Origin of the sequence: Roseovarius lutimaris (assembly GCF_900115165.1) — a bacterium.
GTDB classification, from domain to species: domain Bacteria; phylum Pseudomonadota; class Alphaproteobacteria; order Rhodobacterales; family Rhodobacteraceae; genus Roseovarius; species Roseovarius lutimaris.
Map to the genome: position 1 here is coordinate 1 of NZ_FOVP01000020.1, position 14,735 is coordinate 14,735.

The window sequence follows — 14,735 nt, forward strand, 5'->3', positions numbered from 1 at the left end:
AGAGGTGGTCGCGAAAATTTGGACCATTTGTTAAGGTGGATCGCATGACGAAAGAAGTGATCCAGAATGAAGAAACGAAAGAACCATTCGCCCGAGTTCAAGGCCAAGGTTGCGCTTGAGGCGATCCGTGAGGAGATGACGCTGGCCGAGTTGTCGAAGAAGTACGGCGTCCACCCAACCCAGATCGGCACTTGGAAACGGGCAGCAATTGAAAACATGGCGACAGCCTTTGCGCGACGGGGAACCGCGCGGGAACAGGTGAGTGCCGCCGAAGTGGACAAACTCCATTCCAAGATCGGCCAGTTGGTGGTGGAGCGTGATTTTTTGGCCGAAGCCTCGCATCAGTTGCTCGGGACGCGAGGCAAAAAATGGTGAGCCGGGATAATAAGTTAAGTATGCGTAAACAGTGCGAACTGTTGCAGCTATCGCGGTCACGGCTTTACTATCAGCCTGTCGGCGAAAGCGCCGAGAACCTGCGGTTTATGGAAATAATCGACAAGCAGTTCCTGGAAACACCGCGGTACGGATCACGCCAAATGGCGCGTTACATGCAGCGCAACAACCGCAAATGCGGGAGGCACCGTGTCCGACGATTAATGCGCCTTATGCGTTTGGTTCCCATCTATCAGGAGCCGAACACCAGCAAGAAGCATCCGCAGCATAAGATCTGGCCGTATTTACTGAGAAACGTGGTGATTGACCGCCCGAACCAAGTCTGGTGCGCAGATATCACCTATATCCCTATGAGACGTGGCTTTTTGTATCTCGTGGCGATTATGGACTGGTACAGCCGCAAGGTGCTGGCCTGGCGGTTGTCCAACAGCATGGACGCGGACTTCTGCGTTGAGGCCCTGAAAGAGGCCTTGGCCAAGCACGGCACGCCGGACATCTTCAATAGCGATCAAGGCAGTCAGTTCACCAGCGGTGCTTGGATCGACGTGCTGACCGATGCAAAGATCAAGATCAGCATGGACGGCAAAGGCGCATGGCGTGACAACCGGATGATCGAAAGGCTTTGGCGATCTCTGAAGTATGAATGCGTCTACCTGAACGCTTTTGAAACAGGTTCAGAAATGCGGATGGGGATCAGAAAGTGGTTGACCTATTACAACGCTGAGCGACCCCATTCGACGCACGGCATATTGACCCCGGACGAGGCTTATGCCAGCAAAACAGAACCAATGAGATTAGCAGCATAAATGAAACCCTGATCCATCTTAACAGGGCTGCAAGCTGGTCGAAAAAGCAGGACCACCTCTGTGTGCGTGCTGAGCGCCCGGTGCCGATTCTAAATTTCACGATCCAGATCACATGGCCCTTAGCGTTCACTTTCAGTCCGAACCCGCTTCGGATTGTGTCCCAAATTACCCTTGGGTTCCCGGCTTCGAAGTGCTTCTTCGCGAAGGCATCAGTGAGTTTTCTGCGGTCAGTCATGTGTGCTATATCTTTAACGTTCAGCCTGCGTTGTATGAAACATCGTTCACCATCTGTGACCATTTGTGATGAAAAGAATGCAAGAACTCTTAAATCGTTGAACTCGATGGAAATGGAAGTTGAAGCGCCAAGTGTCAGAAAATAAATCAAAAATTAATAATCCAGATCCGAAAGCATTAAATTCAGGGACTCACCGCTTTGCGATCCGTGTTTATTACGAAGATACCGATATGGGCGGCATCGTCTATCATGCCAATTACCTTAAATACATCGAGCGCGCGCGCAGCGCCTGGGTGCGCGACATGGGCATTGATCAGAATGCGATGCGCGAGCGCGACGGCATGATCTTTGCGGTGCGCCGGGTCGAGGCGGATTATCTTGGACCTGCGAAATTCGATGATCTGCTTGAGGTCGAGACCCGCACAAACGCGGTGACCGGCGCGCGGCTGGTGATGGAACAGCAGGTGAGGCGCGGTACGGACCTGCTTTTTCAGGCCGTGGTGACGGTTGTTTGCCTCAATGAGGCGGGTCAACCGGCGCGTTTGCCGGCAAATATCCGCCTGATCCTGCATTAAGCAGGCCGAAACCCGCAATGATGACGCGGATGTGTTGGCTTTCCCTCTGGAAATCGGCTAGTTTGCCTCGCAAAAGGGCCGGAAAAATGGCCAACCCATAAAGAGCAGGCAGATGGAAGCAGAAACCCTGGCATTGGCACAGGAGATGGATTTCTCCATGTGGGCGCTATTTGCACGCGCAACCCTAATCGTGAAACTTGTGATGTTGATTCTGGTCGTGGCCTCGTTCTGGTCCTGGTCGATCATCGTGCAGAAGATCATCACCTATCGCAAGGCCCGCCGCGAGGCCGAGATATTTGACCGCCGGTTCTGGTCGGGCGAGCCGCTGGACACGCTGTTTGACGAGATCGGCGCAGAGCCCGACGGCCAGTCGGAGCGTATTTTTGCCGCCGGCATGATGGAATGGCGACGCAGTCATCGCAATGACGGCGGGTTGATCGCCGGGGCGACGGCGCGGATTGATCGCAGCATGGATGTGGCGATCGTCAAAGAGGCCGAAGGCTTGCAAGGCGGATTGCAGGTGCTGGCGACGGTCGGCTCGACCGCGCCGTTTATCGGGCTGTTCGGCACGGTCTGGGGCATCATGCATGCCTTCATCAATATCGCCGAGCAGCAGAACACCAACCTTGCCGTGGTCGCGCCGGGCATTGCAGAGGCGCTTTTGGCCACCGGTCTGGGCCTGTTGGCGGCGATCCCGGCGGTTATTTTCTATAACAAGCTGAGCGCGGACAGTGATCGTATCGTTGCAGGCTATGAGGCCTTTGCCGATGAATTCGCCACCATCCTCAGCCGTCAGTTGGATAGCTAGGCCATGGGCGCGGGTGTCGTTCAGAAATCCGGCGATACCGGTCGGCGCAGGCGGGGCCGGGGCCGGTCGCGGCCGATGGCGGAAATCAACGTCACGCCGTTTGTCGACGTGATGCTGGTGCTGTTGATCATTTTCATGGTGGCGGCGCCGCTCATGACCGTGGGCGTGCCGGTGGAATTGCCGAAAACGGCGGCCAATGCGCTTCCGGGTGAGGAAGAAGAACCGCTGAGCGTGACGATCACCAGTGAGGGCATTGTGATGATCCAGACCACCGAGGTGGCGCGCGAGGATCTTGTGGCGCGCCTGCGCGCGATTGCAACAGAGCGCGACAGCACGCGGGTTTACCTGCGCGCCGATGGCGCGGTGCCCTATGCGGAGGTGATGCAGGTGATGGGCGCGCTGAACCGTGGCGGTTTTGGCAATATCGGTCTGGTGACAGAGACCGGCGGGCCTGCGCTGGACGGGCAGGGCGGCTAGGGGCGCATCTGGTGAATACCGGTCAGATCATATCGGGGGCGGGCCATCTGGCATTGATCGGCTGGGCCCTGATCGGTGGTGTTTTCCGCTCCGATCCGCTGCCCTTTGAGGTGACGGAAGTCACCGCCATTTCGACCGAAGAGTATGCCGCGCTCCTGGCCCGCGACAGCGCCCCGGAGGCGGTGGCCAGCGTCGACACGCCAGAGCCGCCCGCGCCGGGCGATCTTGCGCCGGATCTGTCGTCGGCGGCCGATGCCCCCCCCGAGGTGACCCAACCCGAGGCCAACGATAGCCCGCCGCCCGATGCGGTGCCCGATGTGTCGCAGATGACGCCGCCGGACCCTGCCGAGGTGACGGATGCGCCGCCGGTGCTTGAGGTGCCGCAAGAGGATATGGCGGCCATGGTGCCAGAGGTCTCGCCGCGCCCTAATCCGCGCCCTGCGCCGCGCGTCGCCCCCGAGGCCGTGGCCCCGCCCGAGCCGGACGTCAGGATTGATGATGTGGCCAACCCCGAGGTGGCCCCCGATCAGGGCGCCGAGGTTGTTGAAGAACCCGCCGAGGCCACCGCGCCGGAAGAGGCCGCGACCGAAATCGTGACCGAGGCCGAAAAGCTTGAACAGGCCGCGCCCTCGGTGTCGATGCGGCCCAAGGCACGGCCTGCCCGCGCCACCGAAGCGGCGCAGGAGGCGCCGAAACCTGCGCCCGAACCCAGCCGCCAAAAGCCTGCAACGGATAAGTCGGCGGTGAACGATGCCCTTGCGGCGGCGCTTGGCGGCGCGCAGCAAAACAACGACCGCCCAAGCGGGCCGCCGCTTACGTCGGGTGAAAAGGACGCGTTGCGCCTTGCGGTTCAGCAATGCTGGAACGTCGGCAGCCTGAGTTCGGACGCGCTGCGCACAACGGTTGTGGTTGCGGTAAGCATGGGCGAGGATGGCAAACCCAATAACGGTTCGATCCGTATGCTGAGCGCATCGGGCGGCGGCGATACGGCGGCAAAACAGGCGTTCGAGGCGGCGCGCCGGGCGATCATCCGCTGTGGTGCGCGCGGCTTTGACCTTCCGGTTGAGAAATACGACAGCTGGCGTGATATTGAAATGACATTTAATCCGGAGAAAATGAGGATCAAATGATGCGTATGTTAGCGACCCTCCTGATGGCCCTGTCGCTTTGGGCCCTACCTGCCGTGGCGCAGAGCAACGGCCCGCTTCGGATCGAGATCACCGAAGGGGTGATCGAGCCGCTGCCCTATGCGGTGCCTGACTTCGTCTCGGACAATAGCGCCGGGGCCGATTTCGGTCGTCGGATCGCGCGGGTCATTGCCTCGGATCTGAGCGGGACGGGGCTGTTTCGTGAAATTCCGAATGAGGCCCATATCAGCCAGATCACCAGCTTTGAAAGCCCGGTGCAATATGCCGACTGGAAGGCGATCAATGCGCAGGCGCTGATCACCGGCGCGGTGAGTGTGGATAACGCCGGCAAGCTTGTGGTGCGGTTCCGGATTTACGATGTCTTTTCGGGGCAGGAACTTGGCAGCGGATTGCAATTTGTCGGCACCCAGGAAGGCTGGCGGCGGATGGCCCATAAGGTGGCCGATCAGGTTTACACCCGGATCACCGGCGAGGGCGGCTATTTCGATAGCCGCGTGGTGTTCGTGGGCGAAAGCGGCCCCAAGGACAAACGCGCCAAACGTCTGGCGATCATGGATTATGATGGTGCCAACGTGAGCTATCTCACCGACAGTTCAAGCATCGTTCTTGCGCCGCGGTTTTCGCCCACCGGCGACCGGGTGCTTTACACCAGCTATGAAACCGGCTTTCCGCGCATCTATGTGCTTGACGTGGCCAGTGTCGGGCGTCGGGCGCTGGAAACCCAGCCCGGCACGATGAGCTTTGCACCACGCTTTGGCCCGGATGGGCGCACGGTGGTCTATTCGCTCACGCAGAACGGCAACAGCGATATTTTCAGGATGGATATCAACAGCGGCGCAAGTGCGCGGCTGACCGATGCGCCCTCAATTGAAACCGCCCCAAGCTTTAGCCCCGATGGAAGCCAGATCGTGTTCGAGAGCGACCGCTCTGGCACGCCGCAGCTTTATGTGATGTCGGCCAATGGCGGCGAGGCGCGCCGGATCAGCTTTGGTCAGGGCCGCTATGGCACGCCGGTCTGGTCGCCGCGCGGCGATCTGATTGCCTTTACCAAGCAATCCAAGGGCCGTTTTCATATTGGCGTGATGCGCACCGATGGTAGCGAAGAGCGCCTGTTGACGGCGTCGTTTCTGGATGAGGGCCCGACATGGGCGCCGAATGGCCGGGTGATCATGTTCACCCGCGAAACCCAAGGGCCGCAGGGGCAGGCAAGCCTTTACTCGGTGGATATCACCGGGCGCAATCTCAAGCAGGTGCAGACCTCGACCGGGGCAAGTGATCCGTCGTGGTCACCCTTGCAGAATTAAGCCGTGCGGCGCGCGTTTCCTTGGGGCGCGGGCTGTGATAAAAGGGCCAAGAGCATGACCATAATGAACGGGGCAAAAATGACCTATGTGAGCAAAACACTTATTCTCTGTGCGGGGCTGTCGCTGGCGGCCTGTACCAATCCGGACCGGTTTGACGACACCAACACGGTTGATCTGAACGGCGGGGCTCTGTCGGGGTCGCCGCAAGATCCGCGATCACCGGCCTATTTCCAGCAGACGGTTGGCGACCGTGTTCTGTTTGCGGTAGATCAGTCCACGATTGGCAGCGAGGCGCAAGCGACCCTTGCCGGTCAGGCGCAATGGCTGATGGCGAACCCGGAATATACCGCCATTATCGAAGGCCATGCCGATGAGCAGGGCACGCGCGAATATAACCTTGCGCTTGGCGCCCGCCGGGCCAATGCCGCGCATGAATATCTGGTCAACCAGGGGGTTGCCGCAAGCCGCCTCAAGGTGGTCAGCTATGGCAAGGAACGCCCGATCGAGATTTGCAGCAACGAAGCCTGCTATGCCCAGAACCGCCGCGCGGTGACGGTCATCGCGGCAGGCCTCACGAGCTGATCCAAGGGGGGCACATGCGCCATTTTGTCAAACTGCTGATCTGCGTCGCGCTACTTGGTCCTGCCGGAGCCAGCGCGCAATCAAGCGAGACGATTGCCGATATCCGGCAAGAGCTTTCGGTGCTGTTCGTCGAGCTGCAAAAGCTCAAGCGCGAGCTGAGCACGACCGGATCAGCGGGGCAACTTGGCAGTGGGGGATCGCTTGTTGATCGCGTCAACGCGATCGAAAGCGAGGTTCAGCGCCTGACCAAGAAGACCGAAGAGCTAGAGTTTCGCATTGACCGGGTGGTCACCGATGGCACCAATCGCGTTGGCGATCTTGAATTCCGGCTCTGCGAGATGGACGAGGCCTGCGATATCGGCACGCTTGAGCCCGGCAGCACCCTTGGCGGGGTTGAACCGGCCACCGGCGGCGGCGGCGGCGGTTTTGTCACCCCTGTGCAAAATGATGAAACCCCGCAGCTTGCGGTTGGCGAGCAAGCCGATTTTGAGCGGGCCGAAGCGGCGCTTCAGGCCGGGCAATTCACCGAGGCCGCCGCACAGTTTGCGGCCTTTCAGACGGATTATCCCGGTGGGCCGTTGTCGGGGCGTGCGGGGTTGATGCGCGGCGAGGCTCTGGAAGGGGCGAACCAGCAAAGCGATGCGGCGCGCGCCTATCTTGAAACCTTCAGTGCCGACCCGAATGGTCCCGAGGCACCAGAGGCGCTTTATCGGCTGGGGCGCTCGCTTGGCCGTCTGGGGCAGACGGATGAGGCCTGCGTCACGCTTGGTCAGGTCGCGGCGCGCTATCCACAGTCCGATTCGGTGACGCGCGCGCAGGGCGAGATGACCAACCTGGGCTGTCAGTGACGCAAGACGCGACCGCGCTTTGGCACCAGATCGCCGGGCATTTTCAGCCCGACCCGCCGCGCCGTCTTGGCGTTGCCGTCTCTGGTGGTAGCGATTCGCTGGCGCTTTTGACGCTGCTTGGCGATTGGTGGGAAAATGGCGGGCCAGAGGTGCTTGCGGTCACCGTTGACCACGGGTTGCGCGCTGACTCGGCGAATGAGGCCGCAGAGGTGGCGCGGATTTGCGCCGCGCGCGGCATCTCACATCACACCCTTCATTGGCAGGACTGGGACGGGCAGGGCAACCTGCCCGATCAGGCCCGGCGCGCGCGCTACCGCCTGATGGTCGATTGGGCCGGGGCGCAGGGCCTTGGCGATATCGCCATTGGCCATACGGGCGATGATCAGGCCGAAACCTTTCTGATGCGGCTGGCGCGCGGGGCGGGCGTTGACGGGCTCTCGGCGATGCGCGCCCGGTGGCAACAGGGCGATGTCTGGTTTCACCGCCCGATGCTTGGCCTGAGGCGTGAGGCCCTTCGCGAAGTGCTGCGCGCGCGGGACGTGGGTTGGGTTGACGACCCGACAAATGACGACAGAACCTATGCAAGGACGCGCGCACGCGCCGCGCTGCGCGCGCTCGATCCCTTGGGGATTACCGTTGACGGCCTTGCCGATGTGGCGCGAAAAATGACCGATGTGCGCACCACTCTTTATGGGTATGCCTTTGATGCGGCGCAAGAAATCCTGCGGTTCGACGCGGGCGATCTGGTGCTGACGCGCGCCGGCTTTGCCGCGCTGTGCCCCGAGGTGGCGCGCCGGTTGTTGCAATCCATGCTTGGCTGGATCAGCGGTGCGGAATATGGGCCGCGCGGGCGCGCGATGGACGGATTTCTGAGCGCCGCATATGCCGGCAACGGCATGACCTTACAGGGCTGTTTGCTCAGCGTCACCACGAGCGAGCTGCGTGTGACTCGCGAATATAAGGCCGTTGCTGATCTGCGCGTGCCTGTGGGCGATGTCTGGGACGGGCGCTGGTGCGTGGGCCGTGGCCCGGATATGGCAGGCGCGGAATTGGCGGCATTGGGCGAGGCGGGCCTGCGCGCCTGTCCCGACTGGCGCCTCGGCGGAGTACCGCGCAGCACGGCCCTGGCCCTACCGGGGGTCTGGTTGGGCGATGAATTGCTGGCCGCACCGCTCGCGGGCTGGGCCAATGGCTGGTCGATCAGGGCGCTGCGCGATGAACAAGAGTTCTACAAAACGCTATTATCTCATTGAAGATACAGACGTGATCTCTATTTAACAGGCATGGGTCCTGTGATAGATGCAGGACAACCGAATTTTAAGGAGAGATTCCTTGGGTAACGCAAGAAATATCGCCTTCTGGCTGGTATTGTTCCTGTTGATCCTGGCACTGTTCAATCTGTTCAGTGGCTCAGGCAATACGCTGCAAAGCAGATCCGTGTCCTATTCCGAGTTTGTGGCTGCGGTCGATGACGGATCGGTCAGCCAGGTGACCCTGGATGGCGAAACCGTGCGCTATCGCACGACCGACGGCACCGATTATGCCGCGATCAAGCCCGAGGACGCCGAGATCACGCAGCGCCTGATCGACGCCGGTATCCCGGTCAAGGCCGAGAGCCAGGAACAATCCGGCTTTCAGACCTTCCTTGTCTCGCTCCTGCCCTTCCTACTGTTGATCGGGGTGTGGATTTATTTCATGAACCGCATGCAGGGCGGCGGCAAGGGTGGCGCGATGGGCTTTGGCAAATCCAAGGCCAAGATGCTGACCGAAAAGCATGGCCGGGTGACCTTTGACGATGTTGCCGGCATCGACGAGGCCAAGGAAGAGCTTGAAGAGATCGTCGAATTCCTGCGCAATCCGCAAAAGTTCAGCCGCCTTGGCGGCAAGATCCCCAAGGGGGCGCTGCTTGTTGGCCCGCCGGGCACCGGTAAAACCCTTCTGGCGCGCGCAATTGCGGGCGAGGCAGGGGTGCCGTTCTTCACCATCTCGGGCTCTGATTTTGTGGAAATGTTTGTCGGCGTCGGCGCAAGCCGGGTGCGCGACATGTTTGAACAGGCCAAGAAGAACGCGCCCTGTATCGTCTTTATCGACGAGATTGACGCGGTCGGTCGCCATCGTGGGGCCGGTTATGGCGGCGGCAATGACGAGCGTGAACAGACCCTCAACCAGCTTCTGGTGGAAATGGACGGGTTTGAGGCCAATGAAGGGGTGATCATCATCGCGGCCACCAACCGCAAGGATGTTCTTGACCCGGCGTTGCTGCGCCCCGGTCGTTTTGACCGTCAGGTGACCGTGCCCAACCCAGACATCAAGGGCCGCGAAAAGATCCTTGGGGTGCATGCCCGCAAGACGCCGCTTGGCCCGGATGTGGATCTGCGCCTGATTGCGCGCGGCACACCGGGATTCTCGGGGGCTGACCTTGCCAACCTTGTCAACGAGGCCGCGTTGACCGCAGCACGCGTGGGGCGACGGTTTGTGACCATGGTCGACTTTGAAAACGCCAAGGACAAGGTGATGATGGGGGCCGAGCGCCGCTCGATGGTTCTGACCGACGATCAAAAGGAAAAGACCGCCTATCATGAGGCCGGCCATGCGGTGGTCGGGCTTGCCCTGCCAAAATGCGATCCGGTCTACAAGGCCACGATCATTCCGCGTGGTGGTGCGCTTGGCATGGTGGTTAGCCTTCCCGAAATTGACCGGCTCAACTGGCATCGCTCGGAATGCGAGCAAAAGCTGGCGATGACCATGGCCGGCAAGGCCGCCGAAATCCTCAAATACGGTGAGGATGATGTGAGCAATGGCCCGGCCGGAGACATTCAGCAGGCCAGCGGTCTGGCGCGCGCGATGGTGATGCGGTGGGGCATGTCCGACAAGGTCGGCAACATCGATTACGAGCAGGCGCATGAAGGCTATATGGGCAATGGTGCCGGCGGATTTTCGATCTCGGCCCATACCAAGGAGCTTATCGAGGATGAGGTGAAACGCCTGATCGACGAGGCTTATCAGACGGCCAAGAAAATCCTGACCGAACGCAAGGACGAATGGGAACGTCTTGGGCAGGGGCTTTTGGAATACGAAACCCTGACCGGCGAGGAAATCAAACGTGTGCTGCGCGGCGAGCCGCCGGCGGCCGATGATGACGACACCGGCGGTAGCTCTGAGAGCAGCAAGCCCTCGGTTACCGCCATTCCGAAGACCAAGCCCAAATCGTCACCAGGCGATGGCGGGCTGGAGCCTGAGCCGTCAACGTGAGCGGCGTTTCCGGAAAAGCTGATTGGAATCCCGGGGCCTATGCAAGGTTCCGGGATCAGCGTTTGCGCCCTGCCTTGGATCTTTTGAACGCGGTTGGCCAGATGGGCGCCGGTGATATTGTTGATCTTGGATGTGGCAATGGCGCCATGGCGGATGCGCTCAGGGCGCGGGCAGGTGGGCGCGAGGTGATCGGTGTCGATGGCTCGCCGGCGATGCTTGAAAAGGCGCGTGCGACGAATGGCTATGCGTCGCTTCAGCAGGCGGATTTCAACGACTGGCACCCAAGGCGTGCGCCGGGGCTTATCTTTTCCAACGCGGCGCTGCATTGGGTCGGCGGGCATGAGGCATTGATGCCGCGACTGGCGCGGATGCTTGGCAAGGGCGGCACGCTCGCCGTGCAGATGCCGCATCAGAACAAGGCGCCGTCGCATCGCGTCTGGCTTAGTCTGGTGGAGGAGCTGTTTCCCGGACGGGTCGAGAAAATGGGCACACCCGGTGTCATGGCTCCGGTGAAATACGAGGAATTGCTGGCCCCGCTTGGCCAGTTTCGCCTTTGGGAAACCGATTACTATCAGCGTCTGACCGCCGAAGCCGGTAGCCACCCGGTGCGCCGCTATACCGAGAGCACCTATGCGCGTCCGGTTCTGGCCGCGCTTGAGCCTGAGGAAAAGGCGGATCTCATTCGCCGCTATGAAGAGGTGATGCAGGCGGCCTATCCGGTGCGGGCCGATGGCACGGTGTTGTTCCCGTTCCGGCGGCTGTTTTTCACCCTGACCGTTTAGGCGGGGGCAGGGCGGCCCTGCGGGGCGAGTATTTTTGCCAAGAAGAAGCACTGGCTTCAGATATCTGGGAGAGCGGGCATGCCGGCGCTGATGCCAACCGATTTTTCGGGCAAGGTCACATGGCTTGGCCGGGTGGCCAATCGGGCGACCACGCTTGAGGCGGAACCGTTACAAGAGGTGACGGTCGGGTTTGCCGGGGTAATGGGCGAAGAGCATGGCGGGCTGACGCGGCCATCGTGCAGCCGGGTGTTGTTGCAGCATCCGCGCGATACGGTGATTCGAAATGTACGGCAATTTTCGATTGTCAGCACCGAGGAATTGGCGCTGATCGCCGCCAGCATGGGGCTGGAGCGGATTGAACCGGCCTGGGTCGGCGCGTCGATCGCTGTTGAGGGATTGCCGGATTTCACCCATCTGCCGCCCTCGTCGCGATTGCAGGGGGCGGATGGGGTAACCCTTGTGGTGGATATGGAAAACCGCCCCTGTCAATTGCCCGCCAAGGTGATTGACGGTGTGCATCCCGGTTTTGGCAAGGCGTTCAAATCAGCCGCCAAGGGGCGGCGCGGGGTGACCGCCTGGGTCGAACGGGAAGGGCGGTTGGTGGTGGGTGATCGCCTGCGTCTGCATATCCCGGATCAGCGGGCCTGGCAGGGGGCGCTGCCGCTGTTTGGCGAGGCGGGCTGAGAGGCCCGATGAGCGGTGGTGGTTTCTGATCGGAAACCGGACTGCGGCATCCCGCCGCAAGCGAGGCGGGATGTGTCGGATTCGCGTGCTGCATGGGGCGTCAAACTCGGTATAGCCGAACCAGACCCCTCCGCCCTGCGGACAGCATGAGGACCAGAAATGAGCTATAAATCAGACATCGAGATCGCGCGTGAAGCCAACAAGAAACCGATTCAGGAGATCGGCGCAAAACTTGGCATCCCGGGTGAACATCTTCTGCCATACGGCCATGACAAGGCCAAGGTGAGCCAAGATTACATCACCTCGGTTCAGGGCAACAAGAACGGCAAGCTGATCCTTGTGACCGCGATCAACCCGACGCCGGCGGGTGAGGGCAAGACCACCACCACGGTGGGTCTGGGCGATGGTCTGAACCGGATTGGCCAGAAGGCGACGGTCTGTATCCGCGAAGCGAGCCTTGGGCCGAATTTCGGGATGAAGGGCGGCGCCGCTGGTGGTGGCTATGCGCAGGTTGTTCCGATGGAGGATATGAACCTTCACTTCACCGGCGATTTTCATGCGATTACCTCGGCGCACAGCCTGTTGAGCGCGATGATCGACAACCACATCTATTGGGGTAACGAAGAAGATATCGACGTGCGCCGGGTTGTCTGGCGTCGTGTGGTCGACATGAACGACCGGGCCCTGCGTCAGATCAACGTCTCGCTCGGCGGTGTGGCCAACGGTTTTCCGCGCGAGGGTGGCTTTGACATCACTGTGGCCTCTGAGGTCATGGCGATCCTGTGCCTCTCGCTGAACCTGAAGGATCTGGAAAAGCGTCTTGGTGACATGATCGTCGCCTATCGCCGGGATCGCACGCCGGTGTTCTGCCGCGATATCAAGGCGCAGGGCGCGATGACCGTGCTTCTCAAGGATGCGATGCAACCGAACCTGGTGCAGACGCTTGAAAACAACCCGGCCTTTGTGCATGGCGGTCCGTTCGCAAATATCGCGCATGGCTGCAATTCGGTTATTGCGACCACTACCGCCCTCAAGATTAGCGATTATGTGGTCACCGAGGCGGGATTTGGCGCCGATCTTGGCGCCGAGAAGTTCATGAACATAAAGTGCCGCAAGGCCGGTCTTGCGCCCGATTGCGTGGTGCTTGTGGCCACGGTGCGCGCGATGAAGATGAATGGTGGCGTGGCAAAGGCCGATCTTGGGGCCGAGAACGTCGAGGCCGTCAAGGCAGGCTGTCCGAACCTTGGCCGTCACATCGAGAACATCAAATCTTTCGGTGTGCCGGTGGTTGTGGCGATCAACCATTTCGTGACCGATACCGAGGCCGAAGTTGCGGCCGTGAAGGATTTTGTGGCCACGCATGGTGCCGAGGCGGTTCTGTCGCGTCACTGGGAGCTTGGCTCGGAAGGCTCGGAACCGCTGGCGCGCAAGGTGGTCGAAGTGGCCGAAGCGGGCAATGCCAACTTTGCCCCGCTCTACGGCGATGACATGGCGCTGTTCCAGAAGATGGAAACCATCGCCAAGCGGATCTATCGCGCCGATGCGGTGATTGCCGACAAGAAAATCCGTGATCAGCTCAAGGCTTGGGAAGAGCAGGGGTATGGCAATCTTCCGATCTGCATGGCCAAGACGCAGTATTCCTTTACCACTGACCCAAGTGTGCGCGGCGCGCCGACCGGGCATTCGGTGCCGGTGCGTGAAGTGCGCCTGAGCGCGGGCGCCGGGTTTATCGTCGCGGTCTGCGGTGAGATCATGACCATGCCGGGCTTGCCAAGCAAGCCGGCGGCTGAGAACATCCACCTCAATGACGGTGGCCAGATCGAAGGTCTGTTCTAAGACAAAACGCGTGGGTTTCACCCACCCTACGGAATGACTGTAGGGTGGGTGCAACCCACCACGCGGGAAGGAAGAAAGATGACGGCGCAGATTATTGACGGTAAGGCCTTTGCGGCCACGATCCGGGACAAGGTGGCGGGCCATGTGGCACGGCTCAAGGCGGATCACGACATTGTTCCCGGCCTTGCGGTGGTGCTTGTGGGCGAAGATCCCGCCAGCCAGGTTTATGTGCGCTCAAAAGGCAAGCAGACCGTCGAAGTGGGCATGCAATCGTTTGAGCACAAGCTTGATGTGAACACATCCGAGGCTAATCTTCTGGCGCTGGTTGAGCGGCTCAACGGCGACCCGGCGGTGCATGGCATTCTGGTGCAACTGCCCCTGCCCAAGCATCTGGACGAAGATCTTGTGATCAACGCGATTGATCCGGCCAAGGATGTGGACGGGTTTCATATTTCCAACGTTGGATTGTTGAGCACCGGGCAGAAATCCATGGTGCCCTGCACGCCGCTTGGCTGTCTGATGATGCTGCGGGATTTTCACGGGTCACTGTCGGGGATGGATGCGGTTGTGATTGGGCGCAGCAATATCGTCGGCAAGCCGATGGCGCAGTTGTTGCTAGGCGATAGCTGTACCGTGACGATTGCCCATAGCCGGACCAGGGACATTGCCGATGTGGTGCGGCGCGCCGATATCGTGGTGGCGGCCGTGGGTCGCCCCGAGATGGTGCCGGGCGATTGGATCAAGCCGGGGGCGACGGTGATTGATGTGGGCATCAACCGGATCGACGCGCCTGAAAAAGGCGAGGGCAAGACCCGCCTTGTGGGCGATGTCGATTTTGCGAGCGCGTCCAGGGTGGCCGGGGCGATCACCCCGGTGCCGGGCGGCGTGGGGCCGATGACCATTGCCTGTCTGCTGGCCAACACCGTCACGGCCTGCTGTCGCGCCAATGGGCTGGATGAGCCTGAGGGGCTGACCGCCTGAGGGCGACGGGCCAGAGCAAAAGAA

The 14,735-nt window shown here is 60.8% G+C and carries 14 protein-coding genes; all 14 read left to right on the forward strand.

Going from position 1 to position 14,735, the window contains the following annotated elements:
* Positions 1-66 precede the first annotated feature (66 nt).
* A protein-coding gene (locus BMZ91_RS16445; RefSeq protein WP_245736442.1) for an IS3 family transposase occupies positions 67-1,199 on the forward strand; the annotation gives its coding sequence in 2 pieces (ribosomal slippage) (positions 67-346 and positions 346-1,199; 1,134 coding nt in all).
* Positions 1,200-1,637: 438 nt separating this feature from the next.
* On the forward strand, positions 1,638-2,009 hold the full coding sequence (gene ybgC / locus BMZ91_RS16450) for a tol-pal system-associated acyl-CoA thioesterase (protein WP_281243387.1): 372 nt from the start codon (positions 1,638-1,640) through the stop codon (positions 2,007-2,009).
* Positions 2,010-2,121: 112 nt separating this feature from the next.
* Positions 2,122-2,817, forward strand: coding sequence for a protein TolQ (gene tolQ, locus BMZ91_RS16455; protein ID WP_092841229.1), 696 nt, complete (start codon positions 2,122-2,124; stop codon positions 2,815-2,817).
* A gap of 3 nt (positions 2,818-2,820) precedes the next feature.
* Positions 2,821-3,294: a protein TolR gene (gene tolR / locus BMZ91_RS16460; protein WP_092841231.1), complete on the forward strand. Its 474-nt coding sequence runs from the start codon at positions 2,821-2,823 to the stop codon at positions 3,292-3,294.
* A gap of 11 nt (positions 3,295-3,305) precedes the next feature.
* The gene (locus BMZ91_RS16465) at positions 3,306-4,424 is read left to right on the forward strand and encodes an energy transducer TonB (RefSeq protein ID WP_092841233.1); all 1,119 of its coding nucleotides are present in this window, start codon (positions 3,306-3,308) and stop codon (positions 4,422-4,424) included.
* The gene (tolB, locus tag BMZ91_RS16470; RefSeq protein WP_092841235.1) at positions 4,421-5,746 is read left to right on the forward strand and encodes a Tol-Pal system beta propeller repeat protein TolB; all 1,326 of its coding nucleotides are present in this window, start codon (positions 4,421-4,423) and stop codon (positions 5,744-5,746) included. The genes BMZ91_RS16465 and tolB overlap by 4 nt, the downstream gene beginning before the upstream one ends.
* A gap of 78 nt (positions 5,747-5,824) precedes the next feature.
* Positions 5,825-6,328: a peptidoglycan-associated lipoprotein Pal gene (gene pal, locus BMZ91_RS16475; protein WP_092841406.1), complete on the forward strand. Its 504-nt coding sequence runs from the start codon at positions 5,825-5,827 to the stop codon at positions 6,326-6,328.
* 14 nt (positions 6,329-6,342) lie between these two features.
* Positions 6,343-7,176, forward strand: coding sequence for a tol-pal system protein YbgF (gene ybgF, locus BMZ91_RS16480; protein ID WP_092841237.1), 834 nt, complete (start codon positions 6,343-6,345; stop codon positions 7,174-7,176).
* Positions 7,173-8,429: a tRNA lysidine(34) synthetase TilS gene (tilS, locus tag BMZ91_RS16485; protein WP_092841239.1), complete on the forward strand. Its 1,257-nt coding sequence runs from the start codon at positions 7,173-7,175 to the stop codon at positions 8,427-8,429. The genes ybgF and tilS overlap by 4 nt, the downstream gene beginning before the upstream one ends.
* A 79-nt stretch (positions 8,430-8,508) precedes the next feature.
* Positions 8,509-10,428, forward strand: a complete 1,920-nt coding sequence (ftsH, locus tag BMZ91_RS16490; RefSeq protein WP_092841241.1) for an ATP-dependent zinc metalloprotease FtsH — start codon at positions 8,509-8,511, stop codon at positions 10,426-10,428.
* Positions 10,425-11,210, forward strand: coding sequence for a methyltransferase domain-containing protein (locus tag BMZ91_RS16495; RefSeq protein ID WP_092841243.1), 786 nt, complete (start codon positions 10,425-10,427; stop codon positions 11,208-11,210). Before ftsH ends, BMZ91_RS16495 begins: the two co-directional genes overlap by 4 nt.
* Before the next feature lie 78 nt (positions 11,211-11,288).
* The gene (locus BMZ91_RS16500; protein ID WP_092841246.1) at positions 11,289-11,894 is read left to right on the forward strand and encodes an MOSC domain-containing protein; all 606 of its coding nucleotides are present in this window, start codon (positions 11,289-11,291) and stop codon (positions 11,892-11,894) included.
* A 159-nt stretch (positions 11,895-12,053) separates the two neighbouring features.
* Positions 12,054-13,730, forward strand: a complete 1,677-nt coding sequence (locus BMZ91_RS16505) for a formate--tetrahydrofolate ligase (RefSeq protein WP_092841248.1) — start codon at positions 12,054-12,056, stop codon at positions 13,728-13,730.
* A gap of 78 nt (positions 13,731-13,808) precedes the next feature.
* The gene (gene folD / locus BMZ91_RS16510; protein WP_092841249.1) at positions 13,809-14,711 is read left to right on the forward strand and encodes a bifunctional methylenetetrahydrofolate dehydrogenase/methenyltetrahydrofolate cyclohydrolase FolD; all 903 of its coding nucleotides are present in this window, start codon (positions 13,809-13,811) and stop codon (positions 14,709-14,711) included.
* Positions 14,712-14,735: the final 24 nt, after the last annotated feature.

Bases quoted from the DNA above. Each gene is read 5' to 3' on its own strand.
- pal (WP_092841406.1), top strand. From the start codon at position 5,825: ATGACCTATGTGAGCAAAACACTTATTCTCTGTGCGGGGCTGTCGCTG.
- tolQ (WP_092841229.1), top strand. From the start codon at position 2,122: ATGGAAGCAGAAACCCTGGCATTGGCACAGGAGATGGATTTCTCCATG.
- ybgF (WP_092841237.1), top strand. From the start codon at position 6,343: ATGCGCCATTTTGTCAAACTGCTGATCTGCGTCGCGCTACTTGGTCCT.
- BMZ91_RS16505 (WP_092841248.1), top strand. From the start codon at position 12,054: ATGAGCTATAAATCAGACATCGAGATCGCGCGTGAAGCCAACAAGAAA.
- tolB (WP_092841235.1), top strand. From the start codon at position 4,421: ATGATGCGTATGTTAGCGACCCTCCTGATGGCCCTGTCGCTTTGGGCC.
- tolR (WP_092841231.1), top strand. From the start codon at position 2,821: ATGGGCGCGGGTGTCGTTCAGAAATCCGGCGATACCGGTCGGCGCAGG.
- folD (WP_092841249.1), top strand. From the start codon at position 13,809: ATGACGGCGCAGATTATTGACGGTAAGGCCTTTGCGGCCACGATCCGG.
- BMZ91_RS16500 (WP_092841246.1), top strand. From the start codon at position 11,289: ATGCCGGCGCTGATGCCAACCGATTTTTCGGGCAAGGTCACATGGCTT.